The organism is Pseudomonas sp. JZ134 (genome assembly GCF_051027695.1).
In the GTDB taxonomy this organism is placed as follows: domain Bacteria; phylum Pseudomonadota; class Gammaproteobacteria; order Pseudomonadales; family Pseudomonadaceae; genus Chryseomonas; species Chryseomonas luteola.
This window is the reverse complement of record NZ_CP069250.1, coordinates 1,849,996-1,872,020: the sequence shown is the minus strand read 5'-3', so window position 1 is coordinate 1,872,020 and position 22,025 is coordinate 1,849,996. Positions and strand designations below refer to the sequence as shown.

The 22,025-nt window shown below is 52.7% G+C and carries 20 protein-coding genes and 1 pseudogene; 12 read left to right on the top strand and 9 right to left on the bottom strand.

What is annotated here, in order from left to right; genetic code table 11:
* Window positions 1-109 precede the first annotated feature (109 nt).
* Complete coding sequence (gene gap / locus JQR86_RS08815) at window positions 110-1,114, top strand: type I glyceraldehyde-3-phosphate dehydrogenase (RefSeq protein WP_010798452.1); 1,005 nt, start codon at window positions 110-112, stop codon at window positions 1,112-1,114.
* Between the two features lie 68 nt (window positions 1,115-1,182).
* On the opposite strand, the gene scpB is transcribed toward gap, so the two are convergent.
* Window positions 1,183-1,944 (bottom strand): SMC-Scp complex subunit ScpB, encoded by a 762-nt coding sequence (gene scpB / locus JQR86_RS08810; protein ID WP_219653528.1) that lies wholly within the window; start codon window positions 1,942-1,944, stop codon window positions 1,183-1,185.
* A 152-nt stretch (window positions 1,945-2,096) separates the two neighbouring features.
* Here scpB and JQR86_RS08805 point away from each other — a divergent pair, with 152 nt between their 5' ends.
* The 4 genes from JQR86_RS08805 to guaD all read left to right on the top strand — a co-directional run bounded on the left by JQR86_RS08805 (window position 2,097) and on the right by guaD (window position 6,145).
* Window positions 2,097-3,116: a GlxA family transcriptional regulator gene (locus tag JQR86_RS08805; protein WP_286789057.1), complete on the top strand. Its 1,020-nt coding sequence runs from the start codon at window positions 2,097-2,099 to the stop codon at window positions 3,114-3,116.
* Window positions 3,109-3,342: a DUF1272 domain-containing protein gene (locus tag JQR86_RS08800; protein ID WP_150347318.1), complete on the top strand. Its 234-nt coding sequence runs from the start codon at window positions 3,109-3,111 to the stop codon at window positions 3,340-3,342. Before JQR86_RS08805 ends, JQR86_RS08800 begins: the two co-directional genes overlap by 8 nt.
* A gap of 563 nt (window positions 3,343-3,905) precedes the next feature.
* On the top strand, window positions 3,906-4,739 hold the full coding sequence (xdhC, locus tag JQR86_RS08795) for a xanthine dehydrogenase accessory protein XdhC (RefSeq protein ID WP_407361870.1): 834 nt from the start codon (window positions 3,906-3,908) through the stop codon (window positions 4,737-4,739).
* 107 nt (window positions 4,740-4,846) lie between these two features.
* Window positions 4,847-6,145: a guanine deaminase gene (guaD, locus tag JQR86_RS08790; protein WP_407361871.1), complete on the top strand. Its 1,299-nt coding sequence runs from the start codon at window positions 4,847-4,849 to the stop codon at window positions 6,143-6,145.
* 54 nt (window positions 6,146-6,199) lie between these two features.
* Here guaD and fdhE read toward each other — a convergent pair whose 3' ends face one another.
* From fdhE to fdnG, 4 genes are read right to left on the bottom strand one after another with little or no spacing between them, the layout of a single operon-like run.
* Window positions 6,200-7,090, bottom strand: a complete 891-nt coding sequence (gene fdhE / locus JQR86_RS08785) for a formate dehydrogenase accessory protein FdhE (protein ID WP_407363385.1) — start codon at window positions 7,088-7,090, stop codon at window positions 6,200-6,202.
* Between the two features lie 44 nt (window positions 7,091-7,134).
* Window positions 7,135-7,845, bottom strand: coding sequence for a formate dehydrogenase subunit gamma (locus JQR86_RS08780; protein ID WP_407361872.1), 711 nt, complete (start codon window positions 7,843-7,845; stop codon window positions 7,135-7,137).
* Complete coding sequence (gene fdxH, locus JQR86_RS08775) at window positions 7,842-8,762, bottom strand: formate dehydrogenase subunit beta (RefSeq protein ID WP_239380982.1); 921 nt, start codon at window positions 8,760-8,762, stop codon at window positions 7,842-7,844. The genes JQR86_RS08780 and fdxH overlap by 4 nt, the downstream gene beginning before the upstream one ends.
* 13 nt (window positions 8,763-8,775) lie before the next feature.
* Window positions 8,776-11,844: a formate dehydrogenase-N subunit alpha gene (fdnG, locus tag JQR86_RS08770; RefSeq protein ID WP_139208821.1), complete on the bottom strand. Its 3,069-nt coding sequence runs from the start codon at window positions 11,842-11,844 to the stop codon at window positions 8,776-8,778.
* Window positions 11,845-12,236: 392 nt separating this feature from the next.
* Here fdnG and JQR86_RS08765 point away from each other — a divergent pair, with 392 nt between their 5' ends.
* Both JQR86_RS08765 and JQR86_RS08760 read left to right on the top strand, forming a co-directional pair.
* A complete protein-coding gene (locus JQR86_RS08765) occupies window positions 12,237-12,500 on the top strand; it encodes an ureidoglycolate lyase (protein ID WP_407361873.1) in 264 nt (87 codons plus the stop codon).
* 217 nt (window positions 12,501-12,717) lie between these two features.
* Window positions 12,718-12,954 (top strand): annotated as a pseudogene (locus JQR86_RS08760) (urate hydroxylase PuuD); the annotation flags it as partial.
* Window positions 12,955-12,959: 5 nt separating this feature from the next.
* Here JQR86_RS08760 and rarD read toward each other — a convergent pair.
* From rarD to JQR86_RS08745, 3 genes are all read right to left on the bottom strand, one after another.
* Window positions 12,960-13,865, bottom strand: a complete 906-nt coding sequence (gene rarD / locus JQR86_RS08755) for an EamA family transporter RarD (RefSeq protein ID WP_407361874.1) — start codon at window positions 13,863-13,865, stop codon at window positions 12,960-12,962.
* Window positions 13,862-14,719 carry a carboxylate/amino acid/amine transporter gene (locus tag JQR86_RS08750; RefSeq protein WP_407361875.1) on the bottom strand — a complete coding sequence of 286 codons (858 nt, stop codon included), beginning with the start codon at window positions 14,717-14,719 and terminating at the stop codon, window positions 13,862-13,864. Before JQR86_RS08750 ends, rarD begins: the two co-directional genes overlap by 4 nt.
* A 161-nt stretch (window positions 14,720-14,880) precedes the next feature.
* Window positions 14,881-15,489, bottom strand: a complete 609-nt coding sequence (locus tag JQR86_RS08745; RefSeq protein WP_407361876.1) for an FMN-dependent NADH-azoreductase — start codon at window positions 15,487-15,489, stop codon at window positions 14,881-14,883.
* Between the two features lie 154 nt (window positions 15,490-15,643).
* On the opposite strand from JQR86_RS08745, the gene JQR86_RS08740 reads away from it, so the two are divergent.
* From JQR86_RS08740 to JQR86_RS08730, 3 genes are all read left to right on the top strand, one after another.
* Window positions 15,644-16,543 carry a LysR family transcriptional regulator gene (locus JQR86_RS08740; protein WP_010798469.1) on the top strand — a complete coding sequence of 300 codons (900 nt, stop codon included), beginning with the start codon at window positions 15,644-15,646 and terminating at the stop codon, window positions 16,541-16,543.
* Between the two features lie 63 nt (window positions 16,544-16,606).
* On the top strand, window positions 16,607-17,158 hold the full coding sequence (locus tag JQR86_RS08735) for a peptidylprolyl isomerase (RefSeq protein ID WP_404628053.1): 552 nt from the start codon (window positions 16,607-16,609) through the stop codon (window positions 17,156-17,158).
* A 121-nt stretch (window positions 17,159-17,279) separates the two neighbouring features.
* Window positions 17,280-19,115: an ABC transporter ATP-binding protein gene (locus JQR86_RS08730; RefSeq protein ID WP_434154699.1), complete on the top strand. Its 1,836-nt coding sequence runs from the start codon at window positions 17,280-17,282 to the stop codon at window positions 19,113-19,115.
* Between the two features lie 2 nt (window positions 19,116-19,117).
* Here JQR86_RS08730 and JQR86_RS08725 read toward each other — a convergent pair whose 3' ends face one another.
* The gene (locus JQR86_RS08725; protein WP_434154697.1) at window positions 19,118-19,753 is read right to left on the bottom strand and encodes a hypothetical protein; all 636 of its coding nucleotides are present in this window, start codon (window positions 19,751-19,753) and stop codon (window positions 19,118-19,120) included.
* Window positions 19,754-20,109: 356 nt separating this feature from the next.
* Here JQR86_RS08725 and queD point away from each other — a divergent pair, with 356 nt between their 5' ends.
* Both queD and JQR86_RS08715 read left to right on the top strand, forming a co-directional pair.
* Window positions 20,110-20,466, top strand: a complete 357-nt coding sequence (gene queD / locus JQR86_RS08720; protein WP_010798473.1) for a 6-carboxytetrahydropterin synthase QueD — start codon at window positions 20,110-20,112, stop codon at window positions 20,464-20,466.
* Between the two features lie 84 nt (window positions 20,467-20,550).
* A complete protein-coding gene (locus tag JQR86_RS08715) occupies window positions 20,551-22,020 on the top strand; it encodes an inorganic phosphate transporter (RefSeq protein ID WP_010798474.1) in 1,470 nt (489 codons plus the stop codon).
* Window positions 22,021-22,025 lie beyond the last annotated feature (5 nt).

The window sequence follows — 22,025 nt, the reverse complement described above, 5'->3', positions numbered from 1 at the left end:
AATTTGTTGTTTTTAAAACAAATTTGATCTGAGTGGCTATTATTCCTCTCAAAATACGCGATAGTGTAATTGTTTTTACAACAAATCCTGCCAGAACGAGGTTTCAAATATGAGCATTCGTATTGCTATCAATGGTTTCGGGCGTATCGGCCGTAATGTTCTTCGTGCGCTTTACTCCGGAAATTATCGTCAGCATATGCAGGTTGTCGCCATCAATGACTTGGGTGACGCGTCCATTAATGCCCATCTCCTGGAATTCGACAGCGTGCATGATCGTTTCAATGCTGAGATTTCCGTTGATGAGAATAGCCTGACCGTGAATGGCGACCGTATTGCGGTATCCGCTATCCGAAATCCGGCAGAGCTTCCCTGGAAAGACCTGAATGTTGACGTGGTGTTCGAATGCACCGGTCTGTTCACCAGCCGCAGCAAGGCGGCGGCTCACCTGGACGCAGGTGCTTCCAAGGTCATTATCTCCGCACCTGGTAAGGAGGTTGACGCCACTATTGTTTATGGTGTGAATGACAATATCCTGCGTCAGTCCCACCAGATCATTTCCAATGCGTCCTGTACAACCAACTGTCTGGCCCCGGTCGCTCAGGTCCTGAACCGTGAGTTGGGTATCGAGCATGGTCTGATGACCACAATCCATGCCTATACCAATGACCAGAACCTGTCGGATGTCTATCATTCCGACCCCTTCCGTGCCCGCTCGGCTACTCAGTCGATGATTCCAACCAAGACCGGTGCGGCTGAAGCCGTGGGTCTGGTGCTGCCAGAGCTGGTCGGGAAGTTCAGCGGCATGGCTGTACGTGTGCCGACTATCAACGTGTCGCTGGTCGACCTGACCATTCAGGTTTCCAAGACAGCAGATGCCAAGACAATCAATGCCTTCATGAAAGCGGCCAGCGAAGCCTCGCCGGTATTGGGTTATAACGACCGTCCACTGGTGTCGATCGACTTCAACCATAACCCGCTGTCCTCAATCTTCGATGCCAACCACACCAAGGTCACCGGCAATTTGGTGAAGGTCATGGCCTGGTACGACAACGAGTGGGGATTCTCCAACCGTATGCTCGATACCTGTCAGGCACTGGTAAACGCTCCGGCGTAACACAGAACCTGACACAGACGAATCGGCCGGATCATCTCCGGCCGATTTTCATTATAGCGGCTATTGCATCATTGCTCTTCCCGATCCTCTCCCATCGGATCGATGGCCTCTTCCAGACGCAGATCGTTAAAATCGATCTTGAGTCCGGTCTCCATGACATCCAGCTCCGCCAGTAATGTCCGAAAACTGGTCTCCTCTGCCGGCTTGGCTGTTGTTTCGGCAGGCTCCGGTGACATGACTGACGCATCTTCTGCTGCCAGCGCGTGATCGTCGAGAACAGGTTCTGGCTCGAACTCCATCTCCCGAATAGCGGCCAGCGTTGGCAACTCATCCAGGCTTTTCAGGTTGAAATAATCCAGAAACGCTCTGGTAGTGGCAAACATGGCCGGGCGGCCCGGCACATCACGATAGCCAACCACGCGAATCCATTCGCGCTCAAGCAATGTCTTGACGATCTGGCTGTTGACTGCAACACCACGCACTTCTTCGATTTCACCACGGGTGATTGGCTGTCGGTAGGCAATCAGCGCCAAGGTTTCCAGAAGCGCTCGCGAATAACGCGGCGGACGCTCATCCCAAAGACGACCGACCCAGGTTGAATACCGCTCCTTGACCTGCAAGCGATAACCGCTGGCCACTTCCTTGAGCTCAAAACCACGCTTCTTGCACGAGCCGGCCAGCACAGCGAGTCCATCGCGTAACTGCTTGGGCTCGGGCCGTTCATAGTCATCGAAGAGTTCCGCGAGGCGTTCCAGCGTCAGCGGTTTACCGGCAGCCAGCAGTATTGCTTCGAGCAGAGGCGCCAGTTCTTTAGGGTCGGAAACGTTCATGGCGCGCATCTTAAAGAGGTTGTTGCCAGAGCAGAAGTCACCCTGAAGAATTTCCGATAATCTTATCCAGATGTCCATATTTGTGGGGCACTTGTCATTGCAGACAGACACAGCGCGCAGCACACTTGATTGATCCGTCCTGAGTATGAACCATGAGTGCCGTCCGCGTTGTTGCCAGCCTTCTCTATCCAGACGTAATGAGCCTGGATGTAACCGGGCCGCTGCAGGTTTTTGCGTCTGCCAATGTTGAACGGCAGCGACAAGGGCTGCCTCCGGCTTATCAGATAAGTCTTCTGGCTGATCAGCCCGGCCCAATCATGACCTCATCTGGCATTCAGATCGTGGCGGATCAATCCTGGCGTGACATGCCTGCAGAGCAGCTCGATACCCTACTGATTCCTGGCGGTATTGGCGTCGAGCAGCAATGTCGACATACCGAATTGCTGGACTGGCTGCAACAGAGCCAGCCTCGCCTGCGTCGTCTGGGGTCCGTTTGCTCCGGCGCCCTGATCCTGGCTGAGGCTGGGCTGCTGAAGGGCCGACGCGCCACGACACACTGGGCTGACCTGGAAGCGTTGCAGCGTTACACCGCCATACAAGTTGAGGGAGACCGCCTGCATACCTACGATCCTGCCGGGCAGGACGGTTATGCCGATGTCTTTACTTCCGCCGGTGTTACGGCAGGCATTGACCTTGCGCTGGCCCTGGTTGAAGCGGATCTGGATCGACCTACAGCATTAAGCGTAGCGCGCAGACTCGTCATGTTTTTACGTCGTCCCGGTGGTCAGGCACAGTTCAGCGCCTGTCTTTCGCCGGAGCCCAGCCGAACTCCTCGTTTGGCCGCATTGTTGGACTGGATACCCGCGCATTTGGGGGAAGATCTTTCCATCGAGCGTCTGGCAGAGCAGGTCAACATGACGCCTCGCACCTTGTCGCGTGCATTTGGCAGGGAGTTGGGCATCACTCCGGGACGCTATGTAGAACAGGTTCGCCTGGAGACCGCCAGAGCACTTCTACATGATGCACAAGCCTCAATCAGCACCGTTGCTCGCCTCTGTGGCTTCGGCCACCCGGAAAGCCTTCGCCGGACGTTTCAGAAACATTTGTCAGTCAGCCCGCAGGCGTATAGCGCCCGATTCGGTGACCCCATACGAGGACTTGATCATGCTTGAGCTACGCCCTAACTGTGAATGCTGTGATCAAGACCTGCCACCTGACACAAGCGACGCATTCATTTGCTCTTTCGAGTGCACATTCTGCAAGACATGCGCCTTGAGTCACCTGCACGGCTGCTGCCCCAACTGTGGAGGTGAGCTGGTCAGAAGACCGATCAGACCGGCACAAAAGCTGGCGCACTTTCCTGCCAGCCTGAACAGAAAGATACAGCCCTGCCGATAACCATGCAGGCTTTCTGATGGACACGCTCTTAAGGTCCATACCTAGTGCATCAACGCTATCGCCGCCGCAAGCGGAGCGGATTTGAGCGGCAAGGTAGCGCAGAACGCAGCATTCAGGATTCGCCAGCGCTTGGTTGAATTTGCGGCTCGCACTATGGTGCCCGCGAAGAAAATGTTGCCTTCACTAACGGCTATGTAGCATATGGGAACAGCAGCCGGCCTTCGAAAAGTTGATCCGCAGGGGCTATATCGGTCAGATATCTCTCGAAATTCCTACAATAACGGATATCCCCCTGATTCCGCATCAAGCCGGTGGAAGATCAAAAGAGCCCGAAGGCAACCGTATTTCACTCCAACACCGTAGGCGAGCCGCCCTTCATATGAGGCATTGCTGTCTGGTACAAATTAAAGGACGCCGTTGCCAGCCTAGCGGATTACCGGATTCACCCAAATGTTGATGCCCTCCCCACTCGAGTATGTACTGTAGGGCGTGAAACTGACGAAACGCCTGGAGCAGGCCGAGGCCTGCTCCACGGCAAACCCCGCCACTGAGCAGGTAAATGCATGAAAGAAAAGACGGGCTGGTTAGCCGAGCTGGCCACTTTTGAATCCCAGGGCACTCCGTGCGTGTTGGTCACCGTTGTTGAAGAGAAAGGCTCAACGCCGCGTACTACAGGGACAAAAATGATAGTCACTGCCGATAGTTTACGTCTGACGATTGGCAGCGGTCACCTCGAGTACAAGGCCATCGAGATTGCGCGGCAGATGCTCAAGGAAGGAATACGCGAGCCGCGCATCGAACGGTTTGCGCTGGGTGAACGTCAGGAACCATGCGGCACGGAAGCCACAGAATTGCTGTTTGAGCCCATGGGCCAGCACACGGTGCACGTCGCCGTGTTTGGTAATGGACATGTGGCGCGTTCCCTAGTACCACTACTAGCCAGCCTGCCATGCGAGATACGCTGGATCGACTCACGTGTTCGGGAGTTTCCAGACACTCTTCCTAGGGGAGTTACCAAAATCGTCACGGACGAACCTCTGGATGAAGTAGACGCCATGCCAGGCGGCACCTACTTTATCGTCATGACGCATAATCATCCGTTAGACCTTGAGCTGACCGAGCGCATCCTGACCCGTAACGATTTTGGCTATTACGGACTGATAGGCTCTAAAACCAAGTGGGTGAAGTTTCAGCATCACCTTGCAACCAAAGGTTTTACAACCGAACAGATCAATCGCGTACGTTGCCCTCTGGGAATCCCGCAGATTAAAGGTAAACTTCCTGCGGAAATTGCGATCTCTGTAGCGGGAGAAGTTATCGCGACCTATAGTGCACAGGCTACGCTACAAGAAGCCTCTCCACTGCGTCTCGTTCAGCCGACACATAACCATTCCTAATAATGTCGCGCGGGTTTGAATTGTCGACCTTGCAGTGGTTGATCGTGCGCGACAGGTTGCATGCTTGACCTGTCTACCGTTAACACACTGGATGATTAAGAAGGGATATGACTACTCAAGCCTATCGTGCCGCTCTGCTCCACTGCGTTGCCGATCCGAATGACGTCGGCATCGAGGCTGCCTGTGAGTTCGTTGAAGACGGATTGCTGGTCGTAACTGATGGTCGCATCGATGCAATGGGAAACGCAGCCACGCTGTTGCCCGTGCTGCCCGAAGGAACCGAGGTCATTGAGCACCCGGATGCGCTGATTACACCAGGCTTTATCGACACGCACATCCATTACCCACAGACGGGAATCATTGCATCGTACGGTGAGCAACTACTGGACTGGTTGAACAATTACACGTTCCCGGCCGAAGGTGCCTTTGCCGATACAGCCAAGGCAGCTGAAGTCGCTGATCTTTTCCTGAAAGAACTGCTACGCAACGGGACAACGACTGCACTAGTGTTTGGCACCGTGCACAAACAATCCGTAGATGCCTTCTTTGAGGCTGCCGAGAAGCTCAATCTGCGGATGATCGCCGGTAAGGTCCTGATGGACCGAAACGCACCGGACTTCCTAGTGGACACGCCGGAGTCTGGCTATAACGACAGTAAGGAACTGATCGAGCGCTGGCATGGCAAAGGCCGCTTACACTATGCCGTTACTCCACGCTTTGCGCCAACCAGCACGCCGGAGCAGCTTACGCTTGCTGGCAAACTGCTTGAAGAATACCCGGACGTCTACATGCACACGCATCTCTCCGAGAACCTCAAGGAGATCGAGTGGGTGAAGTCGCTTTTCCCCGAGCGCAGCGGTTATCTGGATGTCTACGATCATTATCAGTTGCTAGGTAAACGGTCCGTGTTTGCACACGGTGTACACCTTTGCGATGAAGAATGCGCCCGCTTGAGTGAGACTGGATCAGCCGTAGCCTTCTGCCCTACTTCGAATCTATTCCTGGGTAGTGGCCTTTTCAAACTGCCACAACTTGAGCAGCATAAGGTGAACGTTGGCCTGGGCACGGACGTTGGAGCCGGCACAAGTTTCTCAATGCTGCAGACGGTCAACGAGGCGTACAAGGTTATGCAGTTGCAAGGCGAAAAACTGCACCCGTTCAAGGCCTTTTACCTTGCTACGCTAGGCGGAGCTCGTGCATTACGCCTGGAGGATAGGATTGGTAGCTTCGCTCAGGGTAACGACGCAGACTTCGTGGTGCTCGACTACCACGCAACGCCCCTGCTGAGTTACCGCCTGAAGCAGGCCAAGTCACTAGAAGAAAAGCTGTTTGCCCTGATGATGCTGGGTGATGATCGAGCCGTTAAAGAAACCTATGCCATGGGTGTGAAGGTTCATCGGCGCTAAGTCGCTAATAAAAAGGCCGGCTAGAAAGCCGGCCTTTTTATTAAGGGTAAACGGTTATTCACCTACGATCAGCAACAGGTTGAATCCGCTTCGATCAAATTGCCCTTCTTCTGCAAGCTTCATATCCAGCATTAGGCTAGCCAGATCATCCGCCATTGGTTCCGCTCCCAAATTGAACTCTTTGGTTACAATCTTGAGATAGCTGTTGCAGTCGCTACATGTTTCCGCCTGCGCAGCCATCGGCGCTTTGCCTTGCTCATCTTCGAGGCTCAGGTACTTCACCGTACGGCCTTCCCCGCACACGCTGCACTTGCTGCGCTCCAGATGCCATTCAGTCGAACACAGACCACAGTGCAAGTAGCGTACGCCACTGCGGTCTCGATCAGCATGAATGATACTGGCAACAGGAGCCGACCCGCAGCATGGACAAATCGTTCGTGCATTACCGGATGGCCTTCTGGGTGGCGAAGATAGACACTGCGTAAGACGAACCCAGGCGATCTGCAATGCTGCCGAGATAAAAGGAAGCAAGGCACGATGCTCTACAGGGCCTGGACGGCCATCCAGAATATCGTCCGCCAATGCTTCCCTTGTCTCATGGTCCAGGTGACGCAGTGCAGTCAAAAGCTCACGCTGCTTATCGGCCACGTGGAGCTCAAGCGTATCAAGCAAGGCGTTCAGCTCAGCCTGCCAATCAATGTCACGACGCAAAGCATTGATTCCAAGCGGCGGCATACCATGCTCCAGCGCCAGCGTGAAAGCGCTTGGATCAGGTAGCCAACTGGCTTCATGCTCGTTCAAGACAATGTCCTGCGCTTTGACGAGCTGCGACATGAACAGCAAGAACCCGCTGAGCGGCTCGACTTTCTCAGAAAGCTCCTTGAGCCTTCGTGCCCGCATGGCAAATACCTGCTTTTTAGGCAGTACAACGGGAGCCGGATCCATGATCCCCGTCGGCGAGGTCCCATATTGGTGAGTGGCAGTGGCTGTCACGGCGTCCCCTTCGTTGGCATATGATGCTCATTGACCGCACCCGAACGCGAGCCGGTTCTTTCCTTTTCTTTGCGCTCCTGCTCCACAATATCATCGTACCAGAGGCGATGATGATGCTTGGCCCAGGCACGGCTAACCCGTCCCTGCGTCATCGCTCGGAAGGAGCCTTTCACCCAGATCGCCGAGTAGACGTGAATGATCAGCGTGATGATCGCAACAAAGGCGACGTATGCATGTACGAGGCTCGATACCCGCAGCCATTCACGCGGAAAATATTCCGCGAAATAAGGCCGCCAGATAACGATACCCGAGATCAACAGCAACAGCACACTCATGACCATTAGCCAGTACACCAGCTTCTGACCGGGATTGTTGATGCCGATCGGTGGCGCCAGTTCGTCCCGGTTACTGAGTACATCACCAATGTGCTTCATCCACTCGATATCATGACGCTTGAACAAGTTGACCTTGAAAAAGCGTATGGCCATGACCACGAAACAGAGTGCCATGATCACCCCGATAAAGGGGTGAACCATGCGCGTCATTGTCGGACCGCCAAACAGGGCGGTCAGGTCAAAAAAGAAGGGGTGAAAGAACGCCAGACCGCTGAGCACCAGACATACGAATGTAATCGCGATGACCCAATGGTTCAGACGGCTAAACGTGCTGTACCGCAGAATGCCTTTCTCGCTGCTTGAAGGGGTCATTTGCGATCCTCCTCTAGGGCCTCGTGACGAATCTCCTCATCCGGCGTGTCTTCCGGCTCCTCCTTGGGGCCCTTCATCACGTAGTGCGCAAAGCCTGCCAGGGCAGTCAAACCAATCATCGCGGACATGATGGGCTTGGTAATGCCCTTCCACAGCCCTACCAGCGGACTGATCTGCGGATCGCTCGGCAGATTACTATAGAGCTCTGGTTTGTCGGCATGCTGCAACACATACATGACATGGGTACCGCCTACACCCGGTGGATCGTACAGACCAGCATTGGCGTAACCACGATCATTGAGCTGGCCTACCCGCATCAAGGCATGTTCGGTCATGTCTTCCTTGGTACCAAACATGATAGCGCCTGTTGGGCAGGTCTTAACGCAGGCAGGCTCCAGACCGTGGTAGACACGGTCCGAGCACAACGTGCACTTATAAGCCTTTTGATCCTTCTTAGAGATACGCGGAATATTGAATGGGCAGCCCGACACGCAATAACCACAACCGATGCAATGCTCCGAGTTGAAGTCCACGATACCATTGGCATATTGCACGATGGCGCCTGGTGCCGGACAAGCCTTCATACATCCTGGCTCTGCACAGTGCATGCAGTTGTCCTTGCGAATCAACCACTCCAGATTGCCCTGCTCATTCACATACTCATTGAAACGCATCACCTGGAAGGTGCTAGGGCTCAGATCTGCCGGATTATTATAGCTGCCGTCACAGTGGCCGATCTCATCACGCAGATCATTCCACTCGGAGCAGGCTACCTGGCAGGCTTTACAGCCAATGCACCGGGAAACGTCGATCAGCTTGGCGACCTTCTCCACCCCGCCGTCACGTGTGTGCGGCGAGGCTTCGGTGGTCGCGGACCGGGCGACGATGTTTTGAAAGTTGACTTGATCGCCTCTCATGATTATCGCGTCCTCATACCTTCTCGACGTTCACCAGGAACGACTTGAACTCAGGCGTCTGCGTGTTGGCATCGCCCACCACTGGTGTCAGGGTATTGGTCAGGAAACCTTTCCTGGCCACGCCTTTGAAGCCCCAGTGAATAGGAATACCAATCTGGTGCACCGTGCGTCCTTCCACTTGAAGCTTATGGATACGCTTGGTAACCACCGCAATGGCACGGATGAAGCCACGCTTTGATGTGACCTTCACCGTATCGCCTGCCTTGATGCCAAGCTCATTGGCCAGGTCTTCCCCGATTTCCACAAACTTTTCTGGCTGTGCAATGGCATTGAGTCGCGCATGAGTGGTCCAGAAGTGGAAGTGCTCCGTAATCCGATACGTCGTAGCGGCATACGGAAAGTCCTTACTGGTCCCCATTTGCTCCCGGTCGCCTTTGAACACACGTGCCGCCGGATTGTTTTTGGCTGCAGGGTTGTTCGGGTGCATCGGGTTGTAGTCGAGAGGAGACTCGAACGGCTCATAATGCTCAGGGAACGGTCCTTCCGCCATCATGCTACCGCCAAAGAAGTGCGCAACACCTTCCTGGTTGAGAATAAATGGGCTAGCACCGGCTTCTGGTGGCGACGTCCAAGGAAAGTCTGGAATATCTGGTCCAGCCCAACGCTCGCCGTTCCACCAAATGAGCCGCTTCTCGGGCGCCCAAGAGGTGCCATCAGGACGCGCGCTTGCACGGTTATACAAAATGCGTCGATTGAGAGGCCACGACCAGGCCCATCCCAATGTAATACCAACATTGTAAGGATCAGCGTTATCGCGACGATCCATCATATTGCCGGCACGAGTCCAGCAGCCAGAGTAAATCCAGCAGCCACAGGCTGTACGACCATCATCGGTCAGATAACCAAAGTCATCCAGCAGATCCCCCTTCTTGTGGGTGATGGTTTTGCCATCGGTACTAGGCAGATCCGCCAATGCGCGGCCGTTATATTCCTGGGCCAGATCTTCCGGGTTAGGCTCTTCAGGGTTGCTGTAGGGCCAGGTCAGATTCAGAATCGGATCAGGAAATGCTCCGCCTTCATCACGATACATCTGCTGCAGACGATGGAAAATACCGGCCATGATCGCAACGTCTGGACGCGCCTCGCCTGGTGGTGGTGCCGCACGCCAGTGCCACTGCAACCAACGACAGCTGTTGACAATGGATCCATTTTCTTCGGCGAAACAGGTCGTGGGTAGACGGAAGACTTCAGTCTGAATCTTTGACGAGTCGACATCATTGTACTCGCCATGGTTTTTCCAAAACTCGGTCGTCTCGATATCCAGAGGATCCATGACTACCAGGAACTTGAGCTTGGAGAGTGCTTCCACGTTCTTGTTCTTGTTCGGGAACGAAGCCAGGAAGTTGAAGCCTTGCGCCAGGTAGCCAGTTATCTCGCCATTGTGCATACGCTCAAGGGTATGCATAACGTCATACAACGGTTCTGTGAGCTTGGGCAGCCAGTCATAACACCAGTTGTTTTCTGCCGTGGCTGCATCGCCATACCATGACTTCATCAGGCTTACATGGAAGCGCTTGAAGTATTTCCAATAAGACACCTGCCCTGGACGTAACGGCTGCTTGGCACGCCGCTCGATATAACCGTCAAAATCCTGCTCTTCATGAGAAGGCAGACGGATATAGCCAGGAAGCTGGTTTGAGAGCAGACCCAAATCGGTCAGGCCCTGAATATTGGAGTGCCCACGCAAGGCATTAACCCCACCACCCAGCATGCCGATGTTACCCAGGAGTAACTGCACCATACTGCCGGCACGAATCATCTGCGCGCCAACAGAATGCTGTGTCCAACCCAGCGCGTAGAGAATGGTCATGGTTTTGTCTTCGGCAGCCGTCTCGGCAATCATGTCCCAGACTTTCTGGACTTGATCACGCGGCATACCGCAAACGCTTTCAACCTTCTCGATGGTGTAGCGGCTGTAGTGCTTACGCATCAGCTGATAAACGCAGCGGGGATGCTGTAGGGTTGGGTCTTCCTTCACCATACCCTTTTCATCGAACTCGTAACTCCAGCTCGACTTGTCATAAGCACGGATATCGTCCTGCTTATAGCCGGAGAACAAGCCGTCATGAAAGTCGAAATCCTCTTTTACGATGATTGCGACGTCGGTATAGGCCTTGACGTACTCATGGTTGATCTTGTCAGTGGTCAACAAATAGTTGATCAGACCACCCAACCACACGATGTCAGTGCCTGTCCGAATGGAGGCATGGTAATCCGCCACGGCGCCCGTACGGGTAAAGCGCGGATCAATGGAAATGAGTTTGGCGTTGTTCTTTTCCTTTGCCTCGATTACCCAGCGAAAGCCTACAGGATGCGCCTCAGCCGAGTTACCGCCCATGGAAAGGATCAGATTGGCATTGCGGATATCAGTCCAAGAATTCGTCATCGCACCGCGACCGTATGTTGGGGCAAGACCTGCCACCGTTGGTCCGTGTCAAACGCGTGCCTGGTTGTCCATTACAACAACACCAAGACTCCGTGCGATTTTCTGCGTGAGGTAAGCCGTCTCATTCGAGGTAGCAGACGCTGCGAGAAAGCCTGTTGTAGTCCAGTGGTTGACCAGATGACCATGCTGGTCACGGGTCACAAAATTCTTGTCCCGGTCATCCTTCAAATGACGCGCAATGCGGTCCAGCGCTTCGTTCCAGCTGATGCGTTTCCATTCGTTGGAACCCGGTTCGCGAACGGAGGGATGAGAAAGGCGAGATTCACTCTTGACGAAGTCGAGTGCGCCAGCACCGCGAGGACACAGGGAGCCGCGACTGACCGGATGATCCGGATCGCCCTCAATGTGGTAAATATCCTCAACGGTATTGATGCTGTTATCGCCTCGGCTATAAATCAGCATGCCGCATCCTACGGAACAGTAGGTGCAGGTGTTTCGAGTTACCTTGGCTGCAGCAAGTTTGAAATAACGGATGGACGCCATAGCAGGTTCAGGCGCAAAGCCCAACATTGCCATACTCGACGTTGCCACCCCGGTCGCGCTTAATTTTAAGAAGTTTCTTCGCGATACACGGATCGACATGGGGGTTACTCCAGGCACAACTTTCACGGATCAACCCTTCGGCCCCAAGATATTCGCAATTGTTCCCCAAAAAGTTCCAATACCTTACGAAAGGTTACAAAGGGTAAATATATAAATAGGCATGTCTTGGCTCTCTACTGTACGCGTTGCGCTGCTAAAAGGACTGCCTGCTGCCCGGTACACGTTGTGTTCCATTGCTGTTTACCTATGCCAACAATGCGCCAGATCGGTATCCACACAGTACAACGCCGGAGCGATATCGGCACTTGGAGAGCCGTGCGCAGTGTGCAGCACATGGGTTCTTAATCGCCCTATGACCAGCCTCTTGAAATGGCATTGAATCAGGCAATGCGTGATGAGCCAGAGCAAACTAGGAAGCCAGCCGTTTGTCCCGCTCAGACAAGCCTTTTCTGATCGTAGTCACGTCCGCGGGTGATACGCCTGGTCCTGACCCTATCAGGACCTTCCTTACCAACGAAGAGCAAGGCATCAATTATCACCAAGGAGTCTTGCATTACCCTATGCGAGCACTCTTGGATATCGAAGACTTTCCAATTGTTGACCAAAGCGGCACAGCCAATCGACAATCCGCGACTGGCCGTCATCAGGTCCACATACCGTTTGGTTATACTGATAGCTTTGGCCAGTGATCGCGACATGCAAAAACTCAGATGGATGCTGTTTGGCTCAGGGCTGACCCTGGTAGTGCTGGGCCTCTTCCTGTGGTTTGACAATGAGCAGATGTCTCGATTGATACAATCCACTCCCACGCCCCCACCTGTCAAAAATCCAGGCAGCCTTTACGCCACGGTACAATCGCAACAGATGCCACTTACCGCTACAGGTGATTTCGCTCAGGTAGAAGGCATCATTCACGAACGCTGTACGGTCTGTCATTCCAGTCAACCCACCAGCCCCTTGTTTAGTGAGGCACCGGCTGCGGTTCTATTGGATACGCCTGATCAGATCCGGCAAATGGCCCCGCGAATCAAGCAGCAAGCCATAGATTCCAATGCCATGCCTTTAGGCAATGTCACGCAGATGACCCAGTCCGAGCGAGACCTCATAGGACGCTGGATTTCAACGCTTAATGGCGGCCGCTGAAGCTATCAGACATTTTCCAGCCCTCGACGCAACTGCTTCTTAAGCAAACGGGCACTGTCCAGGCAAACAAGCAGTACGGCAATCCAGATCGGTCCGTATGTCCAGAGCTGGGAAGAGACAAATGCTTCGTCCAGCAGCAGGATCGCGACAAACACAAGCAGGGCCGGCTCGATGTAGCTTAGGATACCAAACAGTCCCATTGGCAACAGTCGGCTTGCAGCCATCATGGCGCCGAAGGCCACCGCGCTCAACAAGCCAAGCCCCGGTAGAAGGATCCACAAGCTCGGCGCCACCTGCAGAGCCGAGGCAGGACTGAAAAAATAGAGCAGCACGATAGCCAAAGGCGTCATGCACAGCATTTCTAGAATAAAGCCGGACAGCGCATCAATTTTCATCCAGCGCCGCAACATGAAATAAGGTGGATAACCCAGAGCCGACACCAGCGTAACCCAGGAAAACGCCCCGGTAGCCCACCACTCATGAATGACGCCGATCAAGGCGAAGACTACAGCGACCCGATATAACGGTCTCATCTCTTCGCCGTAAAACATGCGGCCGACTATGACCATTACTAGAGGCAACAGGAAATAGCCCAGTGTTATATCTAGGGTATGCCCTGTCATCGTCGCCCAGACAAATACCCCCCATTGCGACCCAACCAGTAAGGTGCTGCCTATCAGAGCCAAAATCAGCCGAGGCTCACGAAGCAATCGAGCAAGCGCCTGTCGCAGCATAGCGCCCTGTCGTGTCAGTACCAGAAGCAGCAATACCATGGGAATCGACCAGAGAATGCGTTGCGTCAGCACCTGAACACCGTCCAATGGCTCCAGATAATTGAAGTACACCGGCATCACAGCGAACAGTACAGAAGAAAGCACCGACAGCGCCATACCCCGGCCAGATAGAGTCATGCGAATGCCCTGCGTCCCAAACGATTGATCATCAAAGAGGCCACGATAACCCCACCACCCAATAGCAACCGAACAAGATCCACATCTCGATTCCAGATAAGGATATTCACGATTAGACCGGCAGGTACATGCAGTTCGTTCAAAATTGCCAGTGTTCCGCCGTTGACCCGGGTTGAGCCGATCGTCCACCAGTACATGCCCAGCGCCGTGGCAAACAGTCCCATCCAGATCAGTACGCCCCACTGTACGGCTGTTTGGGGCATACGCTCCAGGTTGCCAAACAATAGAAATGACGGCAGCGCAATCAGTAAGGCGCCTAGGAAAAAGTATCCAAAACGGTGATACAGCGGGATATCCGAGGGATGACGCTGTACCAGGTACTTACACAATACCTGTCCTGCCGCGAAGGTCAGATTGGCCAGCTGCAACAACAGAAATCCTGACAGATACTCACCTTCGAGCCGCTCCAAGCGAATCACGACGGCCCCTAGAACCGCCACCACAGCGGCGACCAATGACCACGGATTGAAGCGGCGACACACCACATCATCCAAAAGCGTCACATAAATAGGCGTCAGTACGGTAAAAAGGAGTACTTCCGGTACCGTCAGAACTGCAAAGCTTCGGTATAGGCACAGGTATGTAATGCCGAATTGAAAGGCACCCGCCACCATCAAGCCTGCAATGAAGCGCGGCGCAACACCTCGCCACCGAGTAAACGGCAGAAACACAACGGCGGCCAGCAATACTCTGATCAATACAGCAAAATCACTGTCGACCTTACCGGCCAGGTATTCCCCTATCAAGCTGAAGGAAAACGCCCAAAGTACAGTGACAGACAACAGATACGGCATAACGACCACTCAGCAAAAGGTGCGCGACAGTACCGCGCTTTTTAGCATCAGAAAAGTCTTCACCTCTTGATACCGAATCCACGAGACACCAGGAATAACCAATGCCCAGACGAAAAAAAAGCCTCCCGAAGGAGGCTCAATCCAAAGGTAAACGCCTGAACTTAGAGTGCTTCGGCCAATTGAGCCTTCGCCAGTTCCAGTCCCTTGGCCATTGCTTCTGGCCCCATCGCAACGCCCTCCACATGGATAAACGTCACGTCAGTAATGCCAATGAAGCCCAGCACCTGCCGCAGGTAAGGCTCCTGATGATCAAAGGTATTTGCAGGGCTTCCGGTGTAAACACCACCACGCGCCGTCAGAATATATGCGCGCTTGCCTTCAAGAAGCCCTTGGGGCCCCTGCTCAGTGTACTTGAACGTCACACCTGCACGTAGTACATGATCCAGCCAGGCCTTCAGGGTACTAGGGATAGCAAAGTTGTACATGGGTGCGGCCAGTACGAGAACATCGGCTGCCAATAGCTCTTGGGTCAGCTCGTTCGAACGTGCAAGAGCTGCTTTTTGTGCCTCGGAATGTGTCTCGGCTGGGCTCATCCAACCTGCCAGAAGGTTTTCATCCAGGTGAGGAATAACATCAACAGCAACATCCCGTACCGAGATTTTGCCTTCTGGATGTTTATGCTGCCACGCTTCGATGAACTCAGCGGTAATCTGACGAGAAATCGAACCTTCTTTACGAGCACTGCTTTCAATCACGAGAACCTGAGACATTATGCTGGCGTCCTTTGTAATGGGAGAATGAGCACAGCTTAATAACAATTAAGTTGATATAAAAACGGAATTTATAGCTAATACCAATCAACTTTATTGATATAACAGTGTCTTATCATGGCGTTTACGCTGCCCGACTCGCTAAGGAATAGGTATGAAGGCTCCTCGAGTTACGCTAGACCAATGGCGCACCTTACAGTCAGTGGTTGACCACGGCGGTTTTGCACAAGCTGCCGAGGTGCTCCATCGTTCTCAGTCATCCATCAGTTATACCGTCGCGCGCATGCAGGAGCAGCTAGGCGTTCCGCTGTTACGCATCGAGGGACGCAAGGCAGTACTAACAGAAGCCGGAGACGTCTTGCTAAGGCGCTCGCGCCAACTGGTTAAACAGGCCAGCCAGCTGGAAGAGCTTGCCCACCATATGGAGCAAGGCTGGGAAGCAGAGGTACGCCTGGTAGTCGATGCAGCCTATCCTACTTCCCGTTTGGTCAGCGCACTGACCGAATTCATGCCACAAAGCCGTGGATGCCGGGTTCGCCTGAGGGAAGAGGTACTGTCTGGTGTAGAGGAAGCCTTACTTGAAGGCATGGCCGATCTTGCTATCAGCGGTCTGAATATTGCGGCTCACCTAGGCGCAGGCTTGGGTACAGTCGAATTCGTCGCAGTCGCCCATCCAGATCATCATCTGCATCGACTGCAGCGTGAGCTGACGTTTCAGGACCTTGAGGCTCAGATGCAGATTGTCATACGAGATTCCGGTCGCACCCAACCACGAGACGCTGGCTGGCTGGGCGCGGAACAGCGCTGGACCGTCGGGAGCCTTGCTACAGCCGCCACTTTTGTCCGCAATGGGCTGGGGTTTGCCTGGCTACCTCGTCATTCTATCGAGCGCGAAATCAATGAAGGTACGCTAAAACCTCTTTCGCTGAGCCAAGGAGGTAACCGCTTCCATCCTTTTTATATGTATCAGAGTCGAGAGCGCCCGCTCGGTCCTGCCTCTCAGATACTGGTTGAATTGATCAAGAAACAAGGTACAGGGCATGGCCAGTCTTGATAAGTGCCATGCAAACCGCGCTACGCTCATACATAACCAACCCTAAACCCAAAAGGAGCGCTTATGCTCAAAGCTTTCTTTACTGCCGCCACGCTTGTACTGGCCTCTTCTGCCTGGGCTGCCGAAAATCCTCATGTCGTGCTGACCACCAACCAGGGCGAAATTGAACTGGAACTGGATGCACAAAAAGCGCCTGTCAGCGTACAGAATTTTCTTTCTTACGTAGATTCAGGTTTTTACAAAGGCACCATCTTCCATCGCGTCATTCCAGGCTTCATGATCCAGGGCGGCGGATTTACCCAGGACATGCAGCAAAAAGACACACAAGCCCCTATTCGCAATGAAGCGGACAATGGGCTTAAAAACACACGCGGTACCGTATCCATGGCACGCACCGCAGCGGTCAATTCGGCAACCAGCCAGTTTTTCATCAACGTCTCAGACAATGCCTTTCTTGATCATGGCCAGCGGGATTTTGGTTATGCCGTCTTCGCAAAAGTTACTCGCGGCATGGACGTAGTAGATAAGATCGCCGGTGTCTCGACTGTTAGCAAAGGCATGTTCCAGAACGTTCCACGCGAACCGATTTTGATCCTCGCGGCCAAAAGATCATAAGCCTGCTTCCGATTAAAGTGTGACTGCTTATTCTGCTGACAGGTAGTCACACGCCTCTGAGGATCAGGCTTAAGACAGCGCGGCTTCCTGCCGCATACACTGAACGGCAACGAGAGCGCATATGGTTTTTCGCCTGTTTGAAACTATTATTGATCCCTTCAAGCCTGCCTCCGACGAAACACCTCCTAGCAACGTAATGCGGTTCTACATCCACTACCTTAAACAGGCCTGGCCTGCTTTTCTCTTTCTATTGGTAGTGGGCCTGGTAGGTTCCCTTATCGAGGTCGCACTCTTCAGCTTCCTGGGTCGAATCGTCGACTTGGCACAGAGTTCTGCTAACAGCACGGTTTTTTTTCAGGAGCATGGCCATGAACTAGTCTGGATGGCAGTCGTTACACTCTTGTTGCGTCCACTTTTTATCAGCCTGCATGACCTGCTGGTCCATCAAACCATTACTCCTAGCCTGACTACACTGATTCGTTGGCAAAATCATCGCTATGTCTTGAAGCAGAGCCTCAGCTTCTTCCATAACGATTTTGCAGGTCGTATTGCCAACCGTATTATGCAAACCGGAGCCTCGCTACGGGACTCCGCTGTCCAGGCAGTGGATGCCATCTGGCATGTACTTATCTACGCCGGCAGCGCCCTGGTTCTTTTTGCCCAGGCTGACGTCTGGCTTATGGCTCCCCTGATTATTTGGATCATCGCGTACATCCTTACCCTCTGGTACTTCGTACCCAAGACCAAGGAGCGATCCGTCATCTCGTCCGAAGCACGCTCAAAACTGTCCGGACGGATTGTTGATGGCTACACAAACATCATGACGCTCAAACTCTTTGCTCATACTCGGCAAGAGGAAGACTACGCTCATGAAGCCATGGCAGAACAAACAGAAAAAGCTCGCTATGCGTCACGTCTGATTACCGCTATGGGTGTCACTATTTCCCTGTTGAACGGCTTCCTGATCGCCGGAACGACGGGACTTGCACTGTGGCTTTGGCATAAAGGTCTTATCTCAATCGGAGCGATCGCTCTTTCTACAGGACTTGTCATCCGTATCAACAACATGTCCGGCTGGATCATGTGGGTAGTCAATGGCATCTTCGAAAACATTGGTATGGTTCAGGATGGCCTGGAAACTATTTCCCGCCCCCGCACCGTCACTGATCAAAGCAATGCCAAACCACTTGAGATTGAGCGAGGCGGAATACGCTTTCAAGAGATTGCCTTTCACTATGGCAAAACCCGTGGCGTTATCGAAAACCTTAATCTGGACGTAAAGCCCGGAGAGAAAATAGGCCTTGTCGGACCCTCTGGCGCCGGGAAATCCACGCTGGTTAACGTCCTGCTTCGCCTGTATGACTTGGAAAAAGGGCAAATCTTGATTGATGGCCAGGATATTGCTCACGTCACTCAGGAAAGCCTTCGCAGCAACATAGGTGTCGTAACTCAAGACACATCACTACTGCATCGCTCGATTCGCGAGAACCTGACGTATGGCCGACCCAATGCAACAGACGAAGAAATTCAAGCAGCCGTACATAAGGCTAGAGCAGATGAATTCATTCCATTACTGACTGATGCGCAAGGACGAACCGGGCTCGATGCGCAAGTAGGCGAGCGTGGGGTCAAGTTGTCCGGCGGGCAACGCCAGCGTATTGCGATTGCACGCACCCTACTCAAGGACGCGCCTATTCTTCTGCTGGATGAGGCAACATCAGCACTGGACTCAGAGGTCGAGGCTGCCATTCAGGAAAGTCTCGAAACGCTTATGAAAGGCAAGACTGTGATAGCCATCGCTCACCGTCTCTCTACCATCGCACGTATGGACCGACTTGTTGTGATGGATAAAGGCCAGATTATTGAAACTGGTTCCCATGAAGAATTGATTGCTCAAGGAGGGTTATATGCCCGTCTATGGCATCACCAGACGGGCGGATTCGTAGGAGAAAGCTGAGGCTATTTCAAAAGAGCTGTTTGGCAATATTGGTCAAGCAGCTTTTTTTGGTTTTCAATATCCAAGCCAGGATAGAAACCCTGAATCTTCTGAAAACCACCAAACCACCATTGCTTTTCAGTTACGCACTCATAAACAGGGCATTGCTCGCTACGGGCGGCACAGTCCTGGTAGTACGTAAGCATTTGGCTTTTGTCAGCGCTGCCTTGAAAACTTCCCTTGCGGTCCTTCAAGGAAAAGAAGTCAATAAAGGCAGGACCGTTGTAATGCCTGAGCTGCACTTCAAGCGCGGATGGGTAGAAAATCACCAGCAATACGTTAAAAAGCAGCCACATGATCAGCGCTGTAACAGGTACAGGCAATCGTGCGCGATAACGTCCTCCCGCCTTTATGAAAGCAGCAGTGACTGCAGTTGTCAGTGCCAAGGCGAACAATAACGATGTCAGGCCACTGACAACATACCCACGTGTACCCGCCTCCAGTCCATTAGGTAGCGACACTGAGTCATAACCAATATGAATCAGCTCCCATCCGAGCTGATTACCAAGTACAGCGAGCATTACCAGCACTGCAGCAATTCCAATAAGCACCCAAAAAGTGAGCTTGGTTGGCGATTCCGTTGATACGTTCTTTGCCACGGGACCCCTCATACATGATTAAAGCCGCGAGCCTGCCTTGCTTGGTATCACAGCGCAACGACTTTCAGCGAGTATCGAATGCCCATAATTGTTAATCACAAAAAAATGCCTGATTAGAAACCGCTTTTGCTTCAACCAAGAGCATCTTCACAGGTTGCTTCTCCCTCTATTCACGCCTCTACAGCCCGCTCGTATTCGTCTAACATGAATCATGTGATCTTCAGGTACACCTTACCGATAAGCGCAGTCAGTCGGCGAAGTGGGATATAAAACATGAGAAGTCGAAAAAATTATGACGAAACTGTTAAACTCCGCGCCCATCAGAACCGCATGTCGCGGTAGTTCGAGCTGATCACGTGGAAATTTTTAAAGAATTCACCTTCGAAGCAGCCCATTTCCTACCTAATGTTCCAGAAGGACATAAGTGTGGGCGCCTACATGGGCACTCCTTCAAAGTAGCCATCTATCTTGAAGGGCCGGTTGATCCCCACACAGGCTGGCTACGGGATTTTGCTGATATCAAAGCGATCTTCAAGCCCATCTATGAGAGACTCGATCACTACTATCTGAACGATATTCAGGGTTTAGAGAACCCGACCAGTGAAAATCTGGCAATCTGGATTTGGCGTGAACTGAAACCACAGTTACCCGAACTCTCTCGGGTCCGTGTTCACGAGACCTGCACAAGCGGCTGCGAATACCGCGGCGACTGAATATTACCCATTTATTACACAAAGGGTCAGTTGTCTGGCTGCTTTCTGACATAATTGCTGCCTTTCAACTGTCGATGAAACGATATGTTCGATCTCTTCAGCGGGCTAGATGTCTGGGTAGGCATTAGTCTGGTTCTTGCCTTGGCTTTCGTGCTGACATTTGAATTCATTAACGGTTTTCATGACACCGCAAATGCTGTCGCAACCGTCATTTACACCAAGGCAATGCCGCCTCATTTAGCGGTTATGTTCTCAGGTATATTCAATTTCCTGGGCGTTCTGTTTGGTGGTGTTGGTGTTGCCTATGCCATTGTTCACCTCTTGCCAGTCGATCTACTCATTAATGTGAACACAGGTCATGGCCTCGCGATGGTCTTTTCGCTTTTGGCTGCTGCCATTACCTGGAACCTAGGCACTTGGTATTTCGGTATACCAGCTTCTAGCTCTCACACTCTGATCGGCTCAATTTTGGGTGTTGGCCTTACTAACTCCCTTATCACAGGTATCCCCTTAAGCGAGGGCGTTAACTGGCAGAAGGTAATTGATATCGGCCTTTCGCTTATTGCCTCTCCAATAGCAGGTTTTGTACTGGCAGGCGCTATTCTTATAGGTCTAAAGCGCTGGCGCCCCCGTTCCAAAATGCATAAGACACCTGAGCAACGCCGCGAAATAGACTCAAAAAAGCATCCACCTTTCTGGAACCGTTTGATGCTAGTCATCTCGGCCATGGGTATGAGCTTCGTGCATGGCTCCAATGACGGCCAAAAAGGGATTGGCCTCATCATGCTGGTACTCATAGGCATCGTGCCAGGTAAGTTCGTCTTGGATCTGACTAGCACCACCTATCAGATTGAACGCACCCGTGATGCGGCTATTCACTTGGGTCAGTTCTACGAGCGTCAATCGAGTGTTCTGAAGGAGTACTTGGATTACACAACTGGCAATCGGGATCTTCCTGAAGAGTTCAGCTGTGAAACCAGGCTTACAATCCCTACACTTAATGCGTTGTTAAGCAATCTGAATGGTGTGACCGACTATCGCGCCATGACCGTGGATCAGCGGACCCAAGTACGCCGCTATTTGCTTTGCCTGGACGATTCCGCAAAGAAAATTAGCAAGCTTCCCGTTCTGGAAGGCCGCGATGTTGAAGATCTGAACAGGCTGCGTAAAGACCTTACCAGCACAACAGAATATGCTCCGTACTGGGTGATCATCGCAGTAGCATTGGCTCTAGGGATCGGAACCATGGTCGGTTGGAAGCGAGTGGTACTGACAGTAGGTGAAAAGATAGGCCGGCAAGGAATGACGTATGCACAAGGTGTCAGCGCGCAGTTTACTGCCGTAATCGCCATCGGCGCCGCGAACATTTATAGTCTGCCCGTATCCACTACACACGTTCTATCTTCTGGTGTAGCAGGCACAATGATCGCCAACCGCAGCGGTCTGCAGGGCGGTACGGTACGTAATATTCTATTAGCTTGGGTACTAACTCTACCCGCCTCGATGCTGCTTTCAGCTGCCCTTTTCTGGTTGTCCAACCAGTTTATTGGGTAAGATCT

What these genes read in the sequence shown, in the direction of transcription:
- JQR86_RS08780 (WP_407361872.1), bottom strand. Translation starts at nt 7,845, where the DNA reads ATGACCCCTTCAAGCAGCGAGAAAGGCATTCTGCGGTACAGCACGTTT.
- JQR86_RS08735 (WP_404628053.1), top strand. Translation starts at nt 16,607, where the DNA reads ATGCTCAAAGCTTTCTTTACTGCCGCCACGCTTGTACTGGCCTCTTCT.
- fdhE (WP_407363385.1), bottom strand. Translation starts at nt 7,090, where the DNA reads ATGGATCCGGCTCCCGTTGTACTGCCTAAAAAGCAGGTATTTGCCATG.
- fdxH (WP_239380982.1), bottom strand. Translation starts at nt 8,762, where the DNA reads ATGAGAGGCGATCAAGTCAACTTTCAAAACATCGTCGCCCGGTCCGCG.
- scpB (WP_219653528.1), bottom strand. Translation starts at nt 1,944, where the DNA reads ATGAACGTTTCCGACCCTAAAGAACTGGCGCCTCTGCTCGAAGCAATA.
- JQR86_RS08740 (WP_010798469.1), top strand. Translation starts at nt 15,644, where the DNA reads ATGAAGGCTCCTCGAGTTACGCTAGACCAATGGCGCACCTTACAGTCA.
- JQR86_RS08715 (WP_010798474.1), top strand. Translation starts at nt 20,551, where the DNA reads ATGTTCGATCTCTTCAGCGGGCTAGATGTCTGGGTAGGCATTAGTCTG.
- gap (WP_010798452.1), top strand. Translation starts at nt 110, where the DNA reads ATGAGCATTCGTATTGCTATCAATGGTTTCGGGCGTATCGGCCGTAAT.
- xdhC (WP_407361870.1), top strand. Translation starts at nt 3,906, where the DNA reads ATGAAAGAAAAGACGGGCTGGTTAGCCGAGCTGGCCACTTTTGAATCC.
- rarD (WP_407361874.1), bottom strand. Translation starts at nt 13,865, where the DNA reads ATGACTCTATCTGGCCGGGGTATGGCGCTGTCGGTGCTTTCTTCTGTA.
- guaD (WP_407361871.1), top strand. Translation starts at nt 4,847, where the DNA reads ATGACTACTCAAGCCTATCGTGCCGCTCTGCTCCACTGCGTTGCCGAT.
- JQR86_RS08745 (WP_407361876.1), bottom strand. Translation starts at nt 15,489, where the DNA reads ATGTCTCAGGTTCTCGTGATTGAAAGCAGTGCTCGTAAAGAAGGTTCG.
- JQR86_RS08800 (WP_150347318.1), top strand. Translation starts at nt 3,109, where the DNA reads ATGCTTGAGCTACGCCCTAACTGTGAATGCTGTGATCAAGACCTGCCA.
- JQR86_RS08750 (WP_407361875.1), bottom strand. Translation starts at nt 14,719, where the DNA reads ATGCCGTATCTGTTGTCTGTCACTGTACTTTGGGCGTTTTCCTTCAGC.
- JQR86_RS08730 (WP_434154699.1), top strand. Translation starts at nt 17,280, where the DNA reads ATGGTTTTTCGCCTGTTTGAAACTATTATTGATCCCTTCAAGCCTGCC.
- JQR86_RS08805 (WP_286789057.1), top strand. Translation starts at nt 2,097, where the DNA reads ATGAGTGCCGTCCGCGTTGTTGCCAGCCTTCTCTATCCAGACGTAATG.